This window comes from Mycoplasma leachii PG50, assembly GCF_000183365.1.
Classification (GTDB): domain Bacteria; phylum Bacillota_I; class Bacilli_A; order Mycoplasmatales; family Mycoplasmataceae; genus Mycoplasma; species Mycoplasma leachii.
The window spans coordinates 298,187-317,365 of the sequence record NC_014751.1; the positions used below are offsets into that span (position 1 = coordinate 298,187).

Below are 19,179 nucleotides of genomic sequence, written 5' to 3' on the forward strand. Positions count from 1 at the left end.
ACTGTATTTGAAGAATTAAATAAAATAAATAGTGATATTATTTTAGCTTTATACAAATTAGCTTTTTCAACTTATGAAGGGTTTGAATTTCAATTTAATAATACAAAAAAACAACACTAGAAACTAGTATTTATCGTTTCTGTGTTGTTTTTGTTCTGCTTGAGTTAATCAACGTTTTCTTAATCTAATATCTGTTGGAGTAATTTCAACTAACTCATCATTTGAAATATATTCTAAAGCTTCTTCTAGACTCATTTTTTTAGCTGGTGTTAATTTAACAGCATCATCAGTCCCACTAGCTCTAGTATTAGTTAATTTTTTTGCTGTTGTTGGATTTACATATAAATCATTATCTCTTGAATGCTGACCAATAATCATTCCCTCATAAACTTCAACTTGAGGACCTATAAATAAAATTCCACGATCTTCAAGATTATTTAAAGCATAAGGTAAACTTTTACCATTTGCCATTGATACTAATACTCCATTTTGTCTTGAAACAATTTCACCTTTATATAGTTCATATCCACTACTACTTTTAACCATAATACCTTCACCATGAGTATCATTTGTAAATTCTGATCTAAATCCAATTAAACCTCTTAATGGTATAGAATAAGTAATTTTATCTCTAATACCATCAGAATCCATATCTAACATAATTCCTTTCCTTTGATTTAATTTGTTAATAATAGTTCCAGAATATTCAGTTGGTGTATTAATAATTACTTTTTCAATTGGTTCTAATAAATCTCCAGTCATTGGATTGCGTTGAAAAATTACTTCTGGTTTTGAAATTGCTAATTCAAAACCTTCTCTTCTCATTGCTTCAATTAAAACTGAAATATGTAATTCTCCACGTCCTAAAACTTTAAATCCTTCAATTTCAGAATTAATCAAAGGTTCAATTCTTAAACCAACATTAACTTCAACTTCTTTTTCTAAACGTTCTTTAATATTTCTTGAAGTAACAAATTTACCAACTCTTCCAGCAAATGGTGAAGTATTTACTAAAAAGTTCATAGACATTGTTGGCTCTTCAATATGGATTGGTTTTAATGGTTTAATAATATTTAAATTATTAATAGTATCTCCAATTGAAATATCTTCAATTCCAGCAAATGTAATAATATCTCCAGCAAACGCTTGTTTAACTTGAACTCTATTTAATCCTTGATAAACCATTAATTTTGCAATTTTTCCTTGTTTAATAGTTCTATCATTTTTAACAATACTTACGATTTGATTTTCTTTAATACTTCCTTCAAAAATTCTTCCAATTCCAATTCTTCCAATAAAACTATCATAAGCTAAACTTGAAACTTGCATTACTAGATCATTATTAGATAGTTCAGTTGGATATGATCCAACTTGATTAATAATAGTTTCAAATAAAGGTGTTAAATCATTACTTTGTTCTTCTAGACTATATTGAGCAATTCCATTTTTTGCAATTCCATATAAGGTTTTAAAATCAAGTTGTTCATCTGTTGCGTTTAGTTCTAAAAATAGTTCAATTACTTCTTCAACTACTTCTAAACTTCTTTGATCTTTTTTATCTATTTTATTAATAAATAAAATTGGGTTTAATCCAATTTCTAAAGCTTTTTGTAAAACAAATCTGGTTTGAGGCATTGGTCCTTCACTTGAATCAACTAATAAAATTACAGTATCAACTGTTTTCATAATTCTTTCAACTTCACTAGAAAAATCAGCATGCCCTGGAGTATCTACTATATTAATTTTGTAATCTTTATAAGTAATAGAACAGTTTTTAGAATAAATTGTAATTCCTCTTTCTCTTTCTTGGTCATTTGAATCCATAACTTGTTCAATTACTTCTTGATTTTGTCTAAAAACCCCACTTTGCTTTAATAAAGCATCAACAAGTGTAGATTTACCAGCATCAACGTGTGCAATAACAGCAATATTTATTATTTTTTGATTATTCATTCTAACACCTCTAAATTTAAGCAATATATTAATTTTATTACATTGATTCTTATTAATTATTTTTTAGTTTAAAATATTAAGTTGTTATTTATTTTTAATTAAAAAACACTAAATAATATTGTAAAAAAATACTCTTCAATGTAAAGATTTTTAAGCATAATATATAAGAAAAATAGAATTCATGACTTCTATTTTATAAATTGGCAAACTAATTAGAGATTAGAAATATAAATTTATTAAAAGTAAGGATAGATTATATAAAAAAAGTCCTAACATTATTAACTTCTTTTAGTTTAGTAGCTGCAAGTAGTGTGTTAGTTGTATCTTGTAAAACTAATGGACTAAAAGGTAAAGTAGAAAAATCTAAATATATCTCTAGAAATTTTTCTAAAAAAGAAAAAGATGAGAGCAAAGATCCTGAGACTATGAAAGAAAAATCGCAAAGTGATCAATCACATAATAATAGTGGTTTTAGTTCAGAATCTTTAAGTATGAATAATGATAATATTTTATCTAGTATTGAAGACGAAAATTTATTTATTTACGGATATAATAAGTGGTTAGAAGATAGTAAAAATGGTAAATCTGAACATTTTATAAATCCTAAGAATCCTAACAAAATTTTGCTTTTAGGTTATACAAAAGAAACTAGAGGTAAAAAAGATATTTATAAATTAAATTCAATTCCTTCAAATATTAATAAAGTTCCTAAATCATTACCTACTAAATAACAAGTTTAGAAACTGCATTTAAAGATAATGTTAATGAGATTATTGACGGTATAGAGAGTTGAGATACCTCTAGAGTAACAAACATGAATAGAACTTTTCATGGTACCAAAAAATTTAATGGTGATATCAGTAAATGAAAAACTGACAATGTAGAAGATATTACTTATATGTTTTTTAGCGCTGAATCATTTAAAGGTGATTTAAGTAAATGAAAAGTCTCTAAATCTTTCTACTAAGAAGCTTTTGATAAATATTCTGGTATTCAGGGCAGAATTGAGTTACTACCGCAATTTAAAAAACCAATTTCAAATAGTTAATAAAATAAAAAACTGAACTAACAAAATAAAGATTTGTTGTTCAGTTTTTTGTATTATACTTTTTCTTCTAATAATTTTGTTAATGAATTATCATAGTTATCTAATAATAAAACACTCTCATTATAAGAAATTTTTTTTAATATCATCACAATTGCATACTTACAAGAAAAATTAGATTCAGCTAATGCTTTATATATTATTTGATCTTTAGCGCTTGTTAACTGTTTGACTATTTTAAAAGCACGGTTTTTTAATTTATCATTTGTAGCTACTAAGTCTATCATTAAATTTTTATAAACTTTTCCTAATTTAATCATCAGTGTTGTTGTTATCATATTACATACTAACTTAGTAGCGGTTCCTGCCTTCATTCTTGTACTACCAGTTATTATTTCAGCTTCAGTTTTAATACTAATAACTTGATTGGCTATTTTTGTCATTTCTGAATTTTTAACCATACATAAACCAATAGATAAAGCATCTTTTTTATTAGCATATTTTAATGCTGAAAGAACATAAGGAGTTTTTCCTGATGAAGCTATTCCAATAACTGTATCAAATGATTTTAATTTGATTTTATTTAAATCTATTATTGCTAATTTTTCATTATCTTCAGCGCCTTCAATAGGATTTTTTATTGCTTTATTTCCCCCGGCAATAATTCCAATAATTCTATTCTGATCAATTCCATATGTTGGATACATTTCTGATGCATCTAAAATTCCAAGTCTTCCTGAAGTTCCTGAACCAATGTAAATTAATCTTCCACCTTTTTTAAAACGTTCAAAGATTAGATCAATTACATTTGAAATTTGATTTAATTCTTTTTTAATTGCATATGCAACTTTTATATCTTCATTATTAATAATTTTTATTATTTCAGATGTACTCTTTTTATCAATGTCTAAGCTATTTTTATTTATATTTTCAGTTTCAATATCTAATATATTATTACTTTTCATTATTACTCAACCTTAATATTTGCAAGTTTGATTCTTTCTTGTTTTGGTAATTTATAATAACTTATTATTCAATATATAAAAATACCGATTATTGTAATAAAAATAACTGTTAATAATATTTTATAACCTAATTTATATTGATCATTTTTATATATTTCTTTCATTTTACTAGTTCCAATTCTAGATATTTTTGAATAGCCAAATAATGTTACTAGTATTCCAAAAATAATTGAAACTAAACAACCTAATAAATAAATAAGAACACCTAAACCTATATTTTTATCTTGAGTTGTCATCATAAAGGTTGCTAATATTCCACTAGGACCAAACATTGAGTTTAAACCAAAATGAACATTTCCTCATAAATAAATTGATCCTAAGAAAAAACCACCAAAACCCGCAGCTATTGATGCTGTAATAAATGGACGAATTCTTGGAAGGGTAATTCCATAAATCATTGGTTCACCAATGCCAAAAATAGCAGGAATTATTGCTCCTTGAATTTGACGACGTAACAAACTTTTTTTATTTGCTAAAAATCACAAAGCAATACCAGTTCCGACTTGAGCCATACCTGCCATTGCTAGAATTGGAAATAATCCATTTACTCCTGTTTTTTCAATTAAAATAGCATAAATTGGTACAAAGCCTTGATGAACACCAAAAGAAACAGATAATAAAAAGATAGCAGATAAAACAAATGCACCAAAAGGATTAGTATATAAGTTTGAAAAAAATCAAGCAACAGCACTATATAAATATCCAGAAATTGGAATTATTAAAAATATATTAATAATAAGTAGTAAAAATAGTGTTAATGTTGGTGTTAATATTGTATCTAGTATTCCAGGTGTAAATTTACGAATTATTTTTTCTATTCATAATGATGCATATGCAGTTAATAAAGCACCTAGAATATTTCCTGATGGGTATGAAAATATTATTTGATCATTTTTAATAACGGGTCTAAAACCAACAGTTAATCAGTTAGTTGTAGGATTTGTTATATTAATTCCTAAATAATTAATACTATCTTTGTTATTAATTACAATCATAGGTAGAATACTATTTGAAAAAACTGGCGAAAATAAAGCAGCAGTCATAGCTCCTAAAACTCCAATTCCACCTCAAATTTCACAAGTTCTTCAGCCAACAATGATAATAAATGCATTTTTTCAAATATTTAATATTAGATTTAAGGCATTAAATCATGAAACAACTACAGCTGGTGCTGTTTTTAAATTAACAGTTCCTCCATATGATGATTGAATGATACCACCAACTCCTGATAAAATTCCAGCACCAATAAATCCTATTATCATTGGTGAAAATATTTTAGAAAACTTAGTAAAAAAATCTTGAATTCAGTTTTTGTTAGTTCTAAGATTTTGTTTTACAATATCACCAACTTCTGAAGCTGACATAAATTTATCATCTTTTGAATTATTTGCTTTTAGTAATTGTGAAAACTCTTCAGTTACTTTATTTACAAATCCAGGTCCTAAAACTATTTGTAATTCATTAGAAGAAACATTTATAACACCTAATACGTTTGGTATTGATTTTAATTTTTCAAGATCAATATTATTTTTTTTAATATTTAAACGTAATCTTGTTAAACAATTGGTATAAGAATGAATATTATCAATTTTTATAATATTTATAATTTCTTTAGCAGTTATTTTAGGGTCTTTAGTCATTTAATATCACTTCTTAAATCGTATATTTTGTTAATATACAACTTTATTTTAAAAAGAATAAAGACATAAAAATTCTTATTTATTCAGGTTGTAATTCTATTTCAAAAATTGTAAATTTTAAAATTTTGATATCATTGTTTTTTCTAATAACTCGGTATATTTTTTTAAATCAGTTGATAATAAAAATATGTAAATAAGATCTAAAGCAAATAATAAAGAAAATCTACTAGTAGTAGAAACTAAACGATCAATTTTTTCATTACTACTAATGTTTATTAAGTAATTAGATAAATTAGAAAGTGTATTATTGGCTGCTTTACATACTACAGCAATTTGAACATTATTTTTAGTACAAACTTGAGCTAATTTAATTAAATCAAGTGTTTCTCCAGAATATGAAACAAATATTGCTAAATCATTATTATTTAACTGATTAGCTAATAAATAACCATTATGAAAATCATTAACAGCTGTGATGTTAAAACCAATTCGTAATAATTTTTGTTGAAAATCTTTAGAAATATTAAAAGTGCCACCAACAGCAAAGACTGCTATTTTTAAAGATTTTTTAATTTTGGTTATTAAATTTTTAATAGTTTCTTGCTGTTCTATTGTCAGTTTAAAAGTCTCATTTAAGCTAGAAATTACATTGTTATATGCATTATGTATTAATGAATTACTAGAAACTGAATAAGTTATTTGATCTCCCTTTAAACTATTTTTAAAATATTTAATAATATGGATTAATTCTTTATACCCATCTAGATCTAAAAATTTACAAAATCTATTAATAGTTGCAACTGATGTATATGTAGCTTTTGCTAATTGATTAATAGTCATTTTTTCAATAGTATCTAAATTATTTAAAATATAGTTAGCAATAAAACAAAAACGGTGATCAGGATCTAGACTAATTTTTTTAATTGTTCTTATTGTTTCTTTTTCAGTCATTAATTTATCTACCCTTTTTATTTATTTTTTCAAATATAAATCAAATTATCATAATTAAAAGAAAACTAATTCCAGATATTGACAAAAATACAATTGCTAAATTAATAAAGTTAGTTAAATAAAAAATAAAACCAATTAAACCTATAATACCAAAACTTACTAACAAAATATTAAAGACCAACTTTTGTCTTTTTGTAAAGTTATTCATAATTTTAAAATATTTCCTTATAAGTTAAATTATAGCTCAATAGTAACTACTGATTTTAAATATGAAAGAGACTAAAATCTTAACTTAACATTTGGATTAATTATTAGTTATTAGCAAATTTTCATTTTCTAAAAATTAACAATAAGTATTTATTATGTAATATAATACTTTTGTATTAGAAATTATTTTTCAGAAAGGGATATTTATGTCAAGAATAGAAAGAATTTTCGCTCGTGAAATTCTAGATTCAAGAGGAACACCAACAGTTGAAGTTGAAGTTTGAACTGAATTTGGTGGATATGGTTGTGCTAAAGCTCCTTCTGGTGCTTCAACTGGAGTTAATGAAGCTTTAGAATTAAGAGATGGAGATAAAGCTCGTTATAATGGTAAAGGTGTATTAAAAGCAGTTAAAAATGTTAATGAAATAATTGCACCTAAATTAATTGGAGTTGATGCTTTAGATCAATTAACAGTAGATAGAATAATGTTAGATTTAGATGGAACAGAATTTAAAACTAAATTAGGAGCTAATGGAATTTTAGCTGTTTCTTTAGCTGTTGCAAAAGCTGCTGCTAGTGAATTAGATATTCCATTATATAAATATTTAGGTGGAGTTCAAGCAAAAAAACTACCAGTTCCTATGTTAAATGTTATTAATGGTGGAGAACATGCTGATTCAGCTATTGATTTTCAAGAATTTATGATTATGCCAGTTGGAGCAAAATCATTTAGTGAAGCTTTAAGATGATCTTCTGAAACTTTTCAAGCTTTAAAATCATTATTAAAATCTAAAAAAGATATTACTGCTGTTGGAGATGAAGGTGGATTTGCACCTAATTTTGAATGAGCGTATGAAAAACACGATTTAAAATCATTTAAAGCAAAAACACCAGCTGAAATCGCTTTAGATCTATTAGTTGAAGCTATTAAAAAAGCAGGATATAAACCAGGAAAAGATGGAATTATGATCGCGATGGATTGTGCTTCATCTGAACTATATTTAGAAGATAAAAAATATCATTTTAAAAAAATTGAAAAAGTAACTAATCAAGAATGATCATTAACTACAGATGAAATGATTTCATATTTAGAAAAACTTGTTGATAATTATCCAATTGTTTCAATTGAAGATGGATTAGCTGAAACTGACTGAGAAGGATTTAGTAAATTAACTGCTAAAATTGGAGATAAAGTGCAAATTGTTGGAGATGACTTATTTACAACTAATCCTAAATTTATTAAACAAGGTATTAATAAAAAAGCTGCAAACTCAACTTTAATTAAACTAAACCAAATTGGTACTTTAAGTGAAACTATTGAAGCAATCACTATGACTCAAAAAGCGGGATGAACTGCAGTTGTATCACATAGATCTGGAGAAACTGAAGATACAACTATTGCTGATTTAGCTGTTGCATTTAACACAGGACAAATTAAAACTGGATCAATGTCAAGAAGTGATAGAATTGCAAAATACAATAGATTATTACAAATTGAATCTGAACTTGATAAAAATGCTGTATATGATGGATTAGAAGCATTTTATAATTTAAAAAAATAATAATAGCAATTAAATAATTTTAAAAAAGAGTCTAGTCACTCTTTTTTATTTTGTTAAAATAACTACATGAAAAATAAGATTAATCATTATTATATATATTCTGGAATTGTTTTTATTATTTTAATTAGTTTATTTATTATAGGAAGTGTGTATGATTTTAAAATTGCAAGTTTTAAAAGATCAGAAAACTTAAACTTAGCAGTTTTTATATCAAATTTAGGTGTTATTATTCCATCTATTCCTTTAACAATAGCTTTAATTTATCTTATTAAAAGCTTAAAGCTAAAAAATAAACTAAAAATTAATAATATAATAGAAACTTTAATTTATTTTATTATTCCTTTAGGATTTATTATTTTTAACTTTTTATATGAAAAGCAAAGTATAGTTTATTCAATTATTAGTAATTTATTATGTTTGATAATTATTAGTAGTTTAATTTATTATTTTCATATAAATAAAGAAATTATTAGTAATCCTGATTTAAGTATTTATAAAGCAGTAATAGTACTAATAACTATTATAAGTTTATTAATTGTAATAAATATTTTAAAATTAACATTTAATAGACCAAGACCCACTAATTTAGAACTATATAGAAATTGATGAAATATCAAATGAACTTCATGAAATCATAACTCGTTTCCATCAGGTCATACTTATTCAGCAACAACTTTATTATTTGTTTTGTTATTATTTAATAAAATAAATAAAAAAGCCTATTTATGAATTAGTTTTACTTGAATATTAATAATAATTATAGCTATGTCAAGAATTGTATTAAATAAACATTTTTTAACTGATGTTGTTTTTTCTGTGTTATTATCATTTACAATATCAACAATCATTTTGATAATTAATCACAAGAAAGGCAAGTTATTTATTTAGTATGACACAAAGTATTATTGCACTTGATATTGGCAGTAAAACTATTGGTTTAGCTTATAGTAGTGGAGTTATTGCTTCAAGTTTAGATACTATTAGATTTGAAGAATATAACTTTGATCAAGGCTTAAGACAACTAGAATCTTATTTAAAAAAATATAATCCAACTATTATAGTAGTTGGTTATCCAAAAAATATGAATAATACTATTGGAGAACGTGCTGAAATGGTTGATTATGTTATTGAAATGTTTTTAGATATGTATAAAAATTTTAATAAAGATCAAATTATTAGAATTGATGAAAGAAGAACTACAAAAATAGCTAAAAATATTTTAATTCAAGCTAATTTGACTAGAGAAAAACAAAAAAAATATAAAGATAGTTTAGCAGCACAGCTAATTTTAGAACTATATTTAGAAAGTAGGAAATTATAGAAACTATGCAAAAATTACACCCATTAGTAAAAGAAGTTTTATTTACAAGAGATCAAATTCAAAAAAGAACTAAAGAAATTGCAAAAGAAGTTGAAAGTTATTATAAAGATAAACCTTTAAAAGATAACAGTTTATTAGTTGTTGGTTTATTAAAAGGTTGTGTACCTTTTTATACAGATTTTTGTATGGTTTGTGATTTAACAATGGAAATGGATTTTATGGTTGTTTCATCTTATCATGGATCAACTAGTTCAAATTCAGCTCCAAAAATTAATTTAGATTTAAATACTGATGTAAAAGATCGTGATATTTTAATTATTGAAGATATTATTGATACTGGATTTACTTTAAAATACGTTAAAGAATATTTATTAAATAAAGGTGCTAAAAGTGTTAAAATACTAACTATGTTAGATAAACCAAGTGGTAGAAAAATTGATTTAACTGCTGATTGAGTTTGTTTTACAATTGATCCATGTTTTGTTATTGGGTATGGATTAGATTATCAAGAAAAAATTAGAAACTTACCATATGTAGCAGTTTGTGATACAACTAAATTAGATGATTGAAAATGATAATAAAAGCTCATCAATTGATGAGCTTTTATTTTGCTTAATTTATTAGGTTATAAAATTTTATTTTACAGCCATTGCTATTAATCCAATAACAACAGCAGCTGCTACTGGCCCTAGTCCTGGAATTCAAGCATATGATCATTCTGATGAACCTTTATCTTTTAAAGGTAAGAATGTATGAACTAATCTTGGTCCTAAATCACGAGCTGGGTTAATTGCATATCCAGTTGTTCCACCTAGTGATAGACCAATACCAAATACTAATAAACCAACAGCTAATGGACCAATAGCTGCAAATGCTGAAGATTTAGCAGCAGTTAATCCTCAAATACCAACTAATAGAACTACAGTTCCAATAAATTCCATTAAGAAGTTTAAAATAGGTGTTTTATGAGTAGCTCCAGTTGAGTGAATTGCTAAAACTCTAGGTTGGAAATCATCATCTGTTTTAGTTGTTAAGATATGTTTTCAGTAAAGTAAATCTACAAAAATTGATCCTAAGATTGCTCCAATAAATTGAACAATCAATACAATAAAGAATAATCCAACTCCTGAGATTTGTTTTATAGCATCTGTATCAAATCCAAATGTATTATTTGCTGCTTTTATTGCAAACATAATTGTTACTGCTGGGTTTAGATGAGCAACTCCACCTAATCCAGCTGATATTCCAGCAGCAATAAACACTGCAAATCCTCAACCGGCTGTTATTGAGATTCAACCTGCATTTTGTCCTTTAGTTCCTTTTAGTACAACGTTTGCTACAATTCCGTTACCTAAAAGAACTAATAATACAGTTCCAAATAACTCTGTTAAAATAATCTGTTGTAACATGCTATCCTTTCATTATTATTTATTTTATTTATAAATTATTCAATTTCTTCTACTCATTTAAATGTTCTTTGAACAGCTACTTTTCAACCTTTAATTAATTTATCAACTTCTGGTTTACTTAGTTCTGGTGTTAATTCAAAGTGAACTTTATAAGTTTTTTTCAATTCTTCAACATTTTCTCAATATCCAACAGCTAATCCTGCCATAAATGCAGCTCCCATAGCAGTAGTTTCTACGTTTGTTGGTTTTATAACTTTAGATTGAGAAATATTTGATTGGAATTGCATTAAGAATTTGTTATTTGCAGCCCCACCATCTACTTTAAAAATTTCGATTGGTTTCTTCATATCTTTTCCCATTGCATCAACAACATCATTTGCTTGGTATGCAATAGCTTCTAGAGTTGCTCTAACAATATGTTCACGTCTAGTTCCACGATCTAGTCCAAAAATAGCACCACGTGAGAATGAATCTCAATAAGGAGAACCTAATCCAGTAAATGATGGAACAACATAAACTCTTCTATCATCTTTAACTTGACCAGCATATCATTCTGTTTCAATAGCATTATAAACAATTCTTAGATTATCTCTTAATCATTGAACAGCAGCTCCAGCAATCATTACTGAACCTTCTAAAGCATAATATACTTTGTCTTTAAATGAATAAGCAACTGTTGTTAATAAACCATGATTTGATTTAACAATTTCTTCACCAGTATTTGTTAAAATAAAGCATCCTGTTCCATAAGTTACTTTTACTTGACCTTTTTCTAAGCATAATTGCCCAAACAAAGCACTTTGTTGATCACCAATTGATGATGCAATTTTGATTCTTTGCTCATTGCCTTTAGAAAATAGACCTTTAAATGTGTAACCATAAACTTCACTACATGATTTAATTTCAGGAAGAATGTTTCTTGGAATATCAAATAATTTTAATAATTCATCATCTCAGTCATTTGTGTGAATATTGTATAGTAAAGTTCTTTGTGCGTTAGTATGATCTGTTACAAATACTTCTCCACCTGTTAGACGATAAATTAATCATGTGTTGATTGTTCCAAACATTAGCTTTCCTTCTTTTGCTAGTTGTCTAGCGTTTGGAACATTATCTAAAATTCATTTTACTTTAGTTCCTGAAAAGTATGGATTAATTATTAATCCAGATCTTTGTTTTACCATTTCTAAAGTATCTTTATCAAATGTTTGACAATAGTCAGCTGTTCTTTGATCTTGTCAAACTATAGCATTATAAATTGGTAATCCAGTTTCTTTATTTCAAATAACAGCAGTTTCACGTTGATTAGTAATTCCAATTGCTTCAATCTGACTTGGATCAATTCCAGATTTATTTAAAACTTGTACTAATGCAGAACGTTGAGTATTTCAAATTTCAATAGCATCATGTTCTACTCATCCTTCTTTTGGAAAGTATTGAGTAAATTCTGATTGTTCAACAGCAATAATATTACCTTGTTTATCAGTAATTAAAGCTCTTGCACTTGTTGTTCCTTCATCTAGTGTTAAAATGTATTTTTTACTATCTGTCATAGTTATTCTCCTTGTACTATTTTCATGGAAGAATAGCTTCTTCTTTTGGTTGTCAATTAGCCTTTTTATCTAATTTATCAAATGCATTTTTTACTAAATCACATACCATATCTGCAATAGCTGGAGCTGATGCAATAGCTGGTGATTTCATTCCAGCAACATTAATAAATTTTTTATCATTTTTTGCTGGTCTAATTATAAAGTCATTAGTTTCAATATCAATAGGTCTTGAACCAGCATAAACTGTACAAGTTTTATCCATATTAATATTTGGTATTAAATGTTTACCGATTTTTCCAATGTTATCGTATTGTTGTTGAGTTACTAATAAGGTTTCTTCTTTTGGTACTCCATCTAAAGCAGTTGGTCCTACCATAACTCTACCATCTAGCATTGGAGCAACAATAACTCCTTTTCCATGAATGGTTGGCACCATAAATACTACAGAATTTACAATACCTGCTTCAGATTTATCTAAAATACGGTATTCTCCTCTTCTTGTAGTTAATTTAAAATCACCATATCCAGCCATATTTGCTATAACATCAGCATAATGTCCAGCTACATTAACTACAACTTCAGCTTGAACGATTTCATCTTTTGCAGTTTTGATTTCAAAAATATTATCAACTTTTTTAATATCTACTACTTTTGAATTAACTTTTAGTTCAACACCGTTTTTAATAGCATTTCTCATAAGTGTTGTAGTTAGTACAACTGGATCAATAGCAATTGAAGAGTTACATACTAAAGCTCCAACTGCTTGTTTACTAATATTTGGTTCACGTTTTTGAAGTTCTTTTGCATCAATGACTTGCATTTCTTTTGGATCTAGTCCATTAATTAAACCTCTATCATATAGCATATGAACGTGTTTCATTTCTTCATCATTAAATGCTACTATAGTTGAATCAATTCTTAGATATGGAAAATCCATTTCTTTGATTCAGTCTTCATAACGTTTTTTACCTAAAACATTTAATTTTGCATTTAAAGTTTCAGGTCTTGGATCAAATCCACCATGAACTAATCCTGAGTTATGACTACTTGTTTCTAAGGCAAGTCTTGGGTTTGCTTCTAAAACTACAATTTTTTTATCAAATTTTGCTAGTTCTCTTGCAACAGAAGCACCAATAATTCCACCACCGATGATACAAATATCAACTTTTGTTTGCTTCATAATATCTTTTTTAAAAAATTCAAAATTTTATAAAATTTACTTGAAAAAAAATTTATATTTGTTTACTATTACTTAAGTCTATAAAAAAAGTAAGTCATTTTGCTTTTCTAAGTAAGTATAAAATTTGAACAGTTATTTAGTTATCTCCTCTCTTCTATACTAATATTTTATATTTTATTAGTCTAAATTACTTGTTTATTTTCACTTATTAGAAAATGAGCAGTGGCAATCTGTAAAATAGGTTCAAAGTATACCTTTACAATTAGAGGTATACTTTTTTGTTATATAATTAAATTTATGTTAATGTTAATGTGTTTTTTTAGAAAGAGGCTTATATTTAATGATAAAAAAAATTGGAATTTTGACTTCTGGAGGGGATGCTCCTGGAATGAATAATGCCATTGCTGGAGTTGTAAAAACAGCAGCTTCAAAAGGAATTGAAGTATATGGGATTAATGATGGGTATAAAGGATTAGTTAATGGTTGATTTGAAAAACTAAATGTTGAAAAAACTTTAGATATTCTTTCAAGAGGTGGAACTTATTTAGGATCTGCAAGATTACCAGAATTTAAAGAATTAGAAGTAAGACAAAAAGCAGTAGCTAATCTAAAAAAGGCTGGAATTGAAGCTTTAGTTGTAATTGGTGGAGATGGTAGTTACATGGGTGCTCAAAAATTAACTGAAATGGGCATTAATTGTATTGGTTTACCTGGAACTATTGATAATGATATTTCTTCAACTGATTATACTATTGGTTTTCATACTGCATTAAATACAATTGTTGAAGCAGTTGATAGAATTAGAGATACAATGCAATCACACAATAGAGCAGACGTTGTTGAAATTATGGGAAATGGTTGTGGTGATTTAGTAACTTATACTGCAGTTGCTACAGGAGCTGAAATTTTTTCACCAGCTGAAGATCTACTAACAATTGAACAAATGGGTCAAAAAGCAAAACAATTTAGATTATTAGGTAAAAAAAGTTTAATTATTTTAGTTTCAGAAAAATCATATGGAATTTCAGCTGAAGAAATTGCTGAAAAAATTCAAAAAATTAGTGGTTATGAAACTAAGGCAACTGTTTTAGGACATATTCAACGTGGTGGTAGACCAACTGCTATGGATAGATATATTGCTTTTACAGCAGGTATGTTTGCTGTTGAAAAATTAGCTGAAGGTAAAGGTGGATTATTTATCGGGTTAGAAAATAATAAATTAGTTGCAAGAGATATTGATTCAACTTTAAATATGAAAAAAGAAGATAAAAAACCATTTATTAAATATTTAAGAGAAATTAATGGATATTTTAGTAAATAACATCTAATAATTAATATATTGAAATTAATTAATAAAATATAATTAAAATGAGTAGTAATTAAGGAGATATAATGACTAAAGAAACATTACAAAAGAGAATGAAACGAACCAAAGTAATTACAACAATTGGTCCTTCAACTCACTCTGCAGAAGCTATTAAAGAATTATTTAGCAATGGTATGACAACTATTCGTTTAAATTTTTCACATGGTAGTTATGAAGAACACGGTTATAGAATTAAAGCTGCAAAAAAAATCTCTAAAGCTTTAAATAAGCCAATCTCAATAATGTTAGATACTAAAGGTCCTGAAATAAGATTAGGAAAATTTAAAGATAATAAACAAGAAGTAGTAAAAGGTCAAGCAATTACTATTTATACAGATAGTTATTCTTATTTAAACAAAGAATGTGTTCAAGGTGAAATGACTGTTGCTTATGATATGTCAGTTGATTTAAAACCTGGAGATATGATTTTAATTGATGATGGTAAATTAGAATTAACAGTTGATTCAGTTGAACCTCAAATTATTAAAGCAACTGCATTTAATCATCACATTGTAAAAACTAATAAACGTGTTAACTTACCTGGAATTGATTTTTCATTACCATTTTTATCTGAAAAAGATGAAAAAGATATTTTATTTGGATGTGAACAAGGTGTTGATTATATAGCTGCATCATTTGTAAATACAGCTGAAAATGTAAGACAAATTAAAGAAATCTTAACTAAAGCTAATGCAAATCATATTCAAATTATTTCAAAAATAGAATCACAAGTTGGATTAGATAATATTGATGAAATTATTGAAGAATCTGATGGAATTATGATTGCGCGTGGTGATTTAGGATTAGAAATTCCATATTATGATGTACCTTATTGAGAAAAAATTATCATCAGAAAATGTAGAGAAAAAGGAAAAATCGTTATTGTTGCTACTCAAATGTTAGAAACAATGACAGAAAATCCATCACCAACTAGAGCTGAAGTAACTGATGTTTATTATGCAACTGAACTTGGTGCTGATGCTACAATGTTATCTGGTGAATCAGCTGCTGGAGATTATCCATTTTTAACAGTTCATACAATGTCAACAATTAATAAAAGAGCAGAAGTTGAATTCTACAACAAAATTTACTACCAAGTACAATTAGATAATGCAAGAAACTCAACATCAGGACCTAGAGCTGAAATTGCAGACTTATTAGCTACAAAAACAAAAGATGGTGAATATAAGTATGCTATTGTTTTATCAAAAACAGGTGAATTATTAAAAACCATTTCTAAATTTAGACCAAATGTAACAATTTTAGGAGTTAGTCCAGATAAGAAATTGTGAACTTCATTTGGTGTATGACATTCAATTTTTATGAATAAAGTTGATACTTTAGATAATTTAGATAATAATGTTGAAAAACTATCAGAAATTGCTAAGTCTTGAGGAGCTAAGCTTGGTGAAAAAGTTTTAGTTGTAAGAAGTACAGCTATAAAAGAAATAGAAGTTATTTAAAAAAACTAAAAAATATTCTATAAAATAAATTTATAAATTTAATATTTAATTAATACTATGGACACGATTTTAGTAAAGACAGTACAGAGAGTTAACGGTTGGTGAAAGTTAATTTGGATAGCTAAAATTACTACCATACTAAAAGTATTACGTAATTACGCGATAAGTAAAATTAAGATGTGTAAAGTAAAATATTTTACATAATTAGGATGGTACCGCGTTAAATCGCTCCTAAATTAGGGAGCGATTTTTTTATAAGGAGATATATGAAAATTAAATTATTAGATGGATCAATTAAAGAATATAATCAAGAAATTTCAGTTAAAGATATTAGTCTAGAAATAGGTTTAAAAAATGTAATTGGAGCTAAAATTAATGATCAATTGTTTGATATTAATTATTTAATTAAAAATGATTGTAGCTTAGAATTAATTACAAATAAAAGTAAAGAATATGACTTAATGTTAAATTTAACTGCAGCTTTTATTACAAGTTATGCAATTAATAACTTAAAACCAATTAGTCAAGCAGAAAACTTTTATAATGCTGATGAAATGGAATTTTCAACAACATTTGATACAAACCCAAGATTAGTACTAGATGATTTAAAAAATATTCAAACTAATATTAATCAACTATTAACTTCTAATTTAGAAATTAAATCTCATATTTATGATTTAAACAAAGCATTAGAAATTTTAAATAATGATTATCAAAAATATTTAGCAAAACAAATGTATGAAAAATATCATTATGTAAAAGTTTATAGTATTAATGATTTTTATATGGTTATAAATAATGCTTTAATTTTAAATCCTAACTTTATTAAAGTTATTGATATTGAACAATTAACTGGATCTTATTGATTAAATGACAAAAATAACATTATGCTACAAAGAGCACATGGATTATGTGCAACTTCAAATAGTGAATTAAAAAATAAAAAAGTTATTTTAGAAGATAGAAGAAGTAGAGATCACCGTTTAATTAACAAAACATTAAATATTTTTGGATTTGACCAACTTGTTGGAGCAGGATTACCTTTATGATTACCAAATGGGTTTATTGTTAAAAATGAAATTGAAAAATATTTAAGACAAAAAGAATGAGAATATGATTATATTCCAGTAGAAACTCCACCAATTGGAACTGTTGAACTATATAAAACTAGCGGCCATTGAGATCATTATGGTGAAGATATGTTTCAACCTTTTAATGGTGGAAAAGGTAGTGATGAGCAATTTATTTTAAGACCTATGAATTGTCCGCATCACATTGCAGTTTATAAACAAGAACAAAGAAGTTATCGTGATTTACCTTTAAGAATTTGTGAGCATGCTATTCAGCATCGCTTTGAATCAAGTGGTTCATTAACTGGATTAGAAAGAGTTAGAGGAATGAAACTAACTGATTCACACATTTTTGTAAGAAGCGATCAAATTGAAGATGAATTTAGATCAACTTACAAATTAATTAGTGAAGTTTTAAAAACATTTAATATTCAAATTGATTATTTAAGTTTAAGTTTAAGAGATCCAAATGATAAAGTTAAGTTTTATAAAGATGATTTAATGTGAGATAAAGCTGAATCTAGTTTAGAAAAAGTATTAATTGATTTAGGTTTAAAATATGAAAAACGCATTGGAGATGCTGCTTTTTATGGTCCTAAATTAGATATTCAAATTAAAACAGCTCAAAATCATGAAATTACAGTTTCAACTATTCAACTTGACTTTTTAATGCCAAATAAATTTGATTTAATTTATATTGATAAGGATCAAAAATTAGTTCGTCCAATTATGATTCATCGTGGGCTAATTGGAACTTATGAAAGATTTATAGCAACTTTATTAGAACAAACTAAAGGTGTTTTACCTTTATGATTAGCTCCAAAACAAGTTGAAATTATTCCAATTAGTGAGTCTAATTTAGAATATGCTAATTTAATTCACCAAAAACTAAAAAAAGAATTTATTAGATCACATATTGATTTAAGAGATGAAAGATTAAGTTATAAAATAAGAGATGCTCAAACTAAAAAAGTTCCATACCAACTAGTTTTAGGTAATAAAGAAGTTGAAAATAACACTATTACTTATAGACAATATGGAAGTGAAAAACAAATTACTATATCAATTCAAGAATTTGTTGATATGTTAAAACAACAAATTAAAGATAAAAAATAAATAAATAATATTAGAACTTGCAAATAATTTTGCAAGTTTTTTATTTGTAATAAATATTAGTTAAATTAAAAACAAATCTGTAATTGTATTTAAAAATTCTTAAAAAACTAGAACAAATATATGTTGAATGAATTATTAAAACTTATAAAATAACTCCTAGTAAAATTTGTTTAAATTTATATTATTATCAATCTATTTTCTAACTTTTAAATTTTTATAAATCTAAAATAAAAAATCTTCTTAGAATAATAATCATAAAAAACTCAGAATTAGGATTAAATTAGATATCATATTTAACAAGTTTATTAGAGTTAAAAA

16 protein-coding genes are annotated in these 19,179 nt (G+C 25.9%); 9 read left to right on the forward strand and 7 right to left on the reverse strand.

Features of this window, described 5'->3' with window-relative positions:
• Nucleotides 1-123: 123 nt before the first annotated feature.
• Nucleotides 124-1,953 carry a translational GTPase TypA gene (gene typA / locus MSB_RS01235; RefSeq protein WP_013447566.1) on the reverse strand — a complete coding sequence of 610 codons (1,830 nt, stop codon included), beginning with the start codon at nucleotides 1,951-1,953 and terminating at the stop codon, nucleotides 124-126.
• Nucleotides 1,954-2,264: 311 nt separating this feature from the next.
• Between typA and MSB_RS05140 the strand changes: the two genes are divergently transcribed.
• Nucleotides 2,265-2,684: a hypothetical protein gene (locus tag MSB_RS05140; RefSeq protein WP_013447567.1), complete on the forward strand. Its 420-nt coding sequence runs from the start codon at nucleotides 2,265-2,267 to the stop codon at nucleotides 2,682-2,684.
• Nucleotides 2,685-2,767: 83 nt separating this feature from the next.
• Nucleotides 2,768-2,920, forward strand: coding sequence for a BspA family leucine-rich repeat surface protein (locus MSB_RS05145; RefSeq protein WP_013447568.1), 153 nt, complete (start codon nucleotides 2,768-2,770; stop codon nucleotides 2,918-2,920).
• 134 nt (nucleotides 2,921-3,054) lie between these two features.
• Here the strand turns inward: MSB_RS05145 and murQ are convergent, their stop codons facing one another.
• The 3 genes from murQ to MSB_RS01255 all read right to left on the reverse strand — a co-directional run bounded on the left by murQ (nucleotide 3,055) and on the right by MSB_RS01255 (nucleotide 6,614).
• A complete protein-coding gene (murQ, locus tag MSB_RS01245; protein WP_013447569.1) occupies nucleotides 3,055-3,963 on the reverse strand; it encodes an N-acetylmuramic acid 6-phosphate etherase in 909 nt (302 codons plus the stop codon).
• 2 nt (nucleotides 3,964-3,965) lie between these two features.
• Nucleotides 3,966-5,663, reverse strand: coding sequence for a PTS transporter subunit EIIC (locus MSB_RS01250; RefSeq protein WP_013447570.1), 1,698 nt, complete (start codon nucleotides 5,661-5,663; stop codon nucleotides 3,966-3,968).
• Between the two features lie 117 nt (nucleotides 5,664-5,780).
• A complete protein-coding gene (locus tag MSB_RS01255; protein ID WP_013447571.1) occupies nucleotides 5,781-6,614 on the reverse strand; it encodes a MurR/RpiR family transcriptional regulator in 834 nt (277 codons plus the stop codon).
• Nucleotides 6,615-7,027: 413 nt separating this feature from the next.
• On the opposite strand from MSB_RS01255, the gene eno reads away from it, so the two are divergent.
• The 4 genes from eno (at nucleotide 7,028) to hpt (ending at nucleotide 10,282) form a co-directional block, all read left to right on the forward strand.
• Nucleotides 7,028-8,383 carry a phosphopyruvate hydratase gene (gene eno / locus MSB_RS01265; RefSeq protein ID WP_013447573.1) on the forward strand — a complete coding sequence of 452 codons (1,356 nt, stop codon included), beginning with the start codon at nucleotides 7,028-7,030 and terminating at the stop codon, nucleotides 8,381-8,383.
• Between the two features lie 66 nt (nucleotides 8,384-8,449).
• Nucleotides 8,450-9,271, forward strand: coding sequence for a phosphatase PAP2 family protein (locus tag MSB_RS01270; RefSeq protein ID WP_013447574.1), 822 nt, complete (start codon nucleotides 8,450-8,452; stop codon nucleotides 9,269-9,271).
• A 1-nt stretch (nucleotide 9,272) separates the two neighbouring features.
• Nucleotides 9,273-9,704 (forward strand): Holliday junction resolvase RuvX, encoded by a 432-nt coding sequence (gene ruvX / locus MSB_RS01275; protein ID WP_011166452.1) that lies wholly within the window; start codon nucleotides 9,273-9,275, stop codon nucleotides 9,702-9,704.
• Nucleotides 9,705-9,709: 5 nt separating this feature from the next.
• Nucleotides 9,710-10,282 carry a hypoxanthine phosphoribosyltransferase gene (gene hpt / locus MSB_RS01280; protein ID WP_013447575.1) on the forward strand — a complete coding sequence of 191 codons (573 nt, stop codon included), beginning with the start codon at nucleotides 9,710-9,712 and terminating at the stop codon, nucleotides 10,280-10,282.
• A gap of 57 nt (nucleotides 10,283-10,339) precedes the next feature.
• Here the strand turns inward: hpt and MSB_RS01285 are convergent, their stop codons facing one another.
• Genes MSB_RS01285 through glpO form a run of 3 tightly spaced genes read right to left on the reverse strand, consistent with a single transcriptional unit; the run spans nucleotide 10,340 to nucleotide 13,846 of the window.
• A complete protein-coding gene (locus MSB_RS01285) occupies nucleotides 10,340-11,113 on the reverse strand; it encodes an MIP/aquaporin family protein (RefSeq protein WP_013447576.1) in 774 nt (257 codons plus the stop codon).
• 35 nt (nucleotides 11,114-11,148) lie between these two features.
• Nucleotides 11,149-12,666, reverse strand: a complete 1,518-nt coding sequence (glpK, locus tag MSB_RS01290) for a glycerol kinase GlpK (protein WP_013447577.1) — start codon at nucleotides 12,664-12,666, stop codon at nucleotides 11,149-11,151.
• Between the two features lie 16 nt (nucleotides 12,667-12,682).
• Nucleotides 12,683-13,846 (reverse strand): type 2 glycerol-3-phosphate oxidase, encoded by a 1,164-nt coding sequence (gene glpO / locus MSB_RS01295; RefSeq protein ID WP_013447578.1) that lies wholly within the window; start codon nucleotides 13,844-13,846, stop codon nucleotides 12,683-12,685.
• 340 nt (nucleotides 13,847-14,186) lie between these two features.
• Between glpO and pfkA the strand changes: the two genes are divergently transcribed.
• From pfkA to thrS, 3 genes are all read left to right on the forward strand, one after another.
• Nucleotides 14,187-15,167 (forward strand): 6-phosphofructokinase, encoded by a 981-nt coding sequence (gene pfkA / locus MSB_RS01300; protein ID WP_013447579.1) that lies wholly within the window; start codon nucleotides 14,187-14,189, stop codon nucleotides 15,165-15,167.
• A 71-nt stretch (nucleotides 15,168-15,238) separates the two neighbouring features.
• Nucleotides 15,239-16,675 carry a pyruvate kinase gene (gene pyk, locus MSB_RS01305; RefSeq protein WP_013447580.1) on the forward strand — a complete coding sequence of 479 codons (1,437 nt, stop codon included), beginning with the start codon at nucleotides 15,239-15,241 and terminating at the stop codon, nucleotides 16,673-16,675.
• Between the two features lie 266 nt (nucleotides 16,676-16,941).
• The gene (thrS, locus tag MSB_RS01310; protein WP_013447581.1) at nucleotides 16,942-18,861 is read left to right on the forward strand and encodes a threonine--tRNA ligase; all 1,920 of its coding nucleotides are present in this window, start codon (nucleotides 16,942-16,944) and stop codon (nucleotides 18,859-18,861) included.
• Nucleotides 18,862-19,179: the final 318 nt, after the last annotated feature.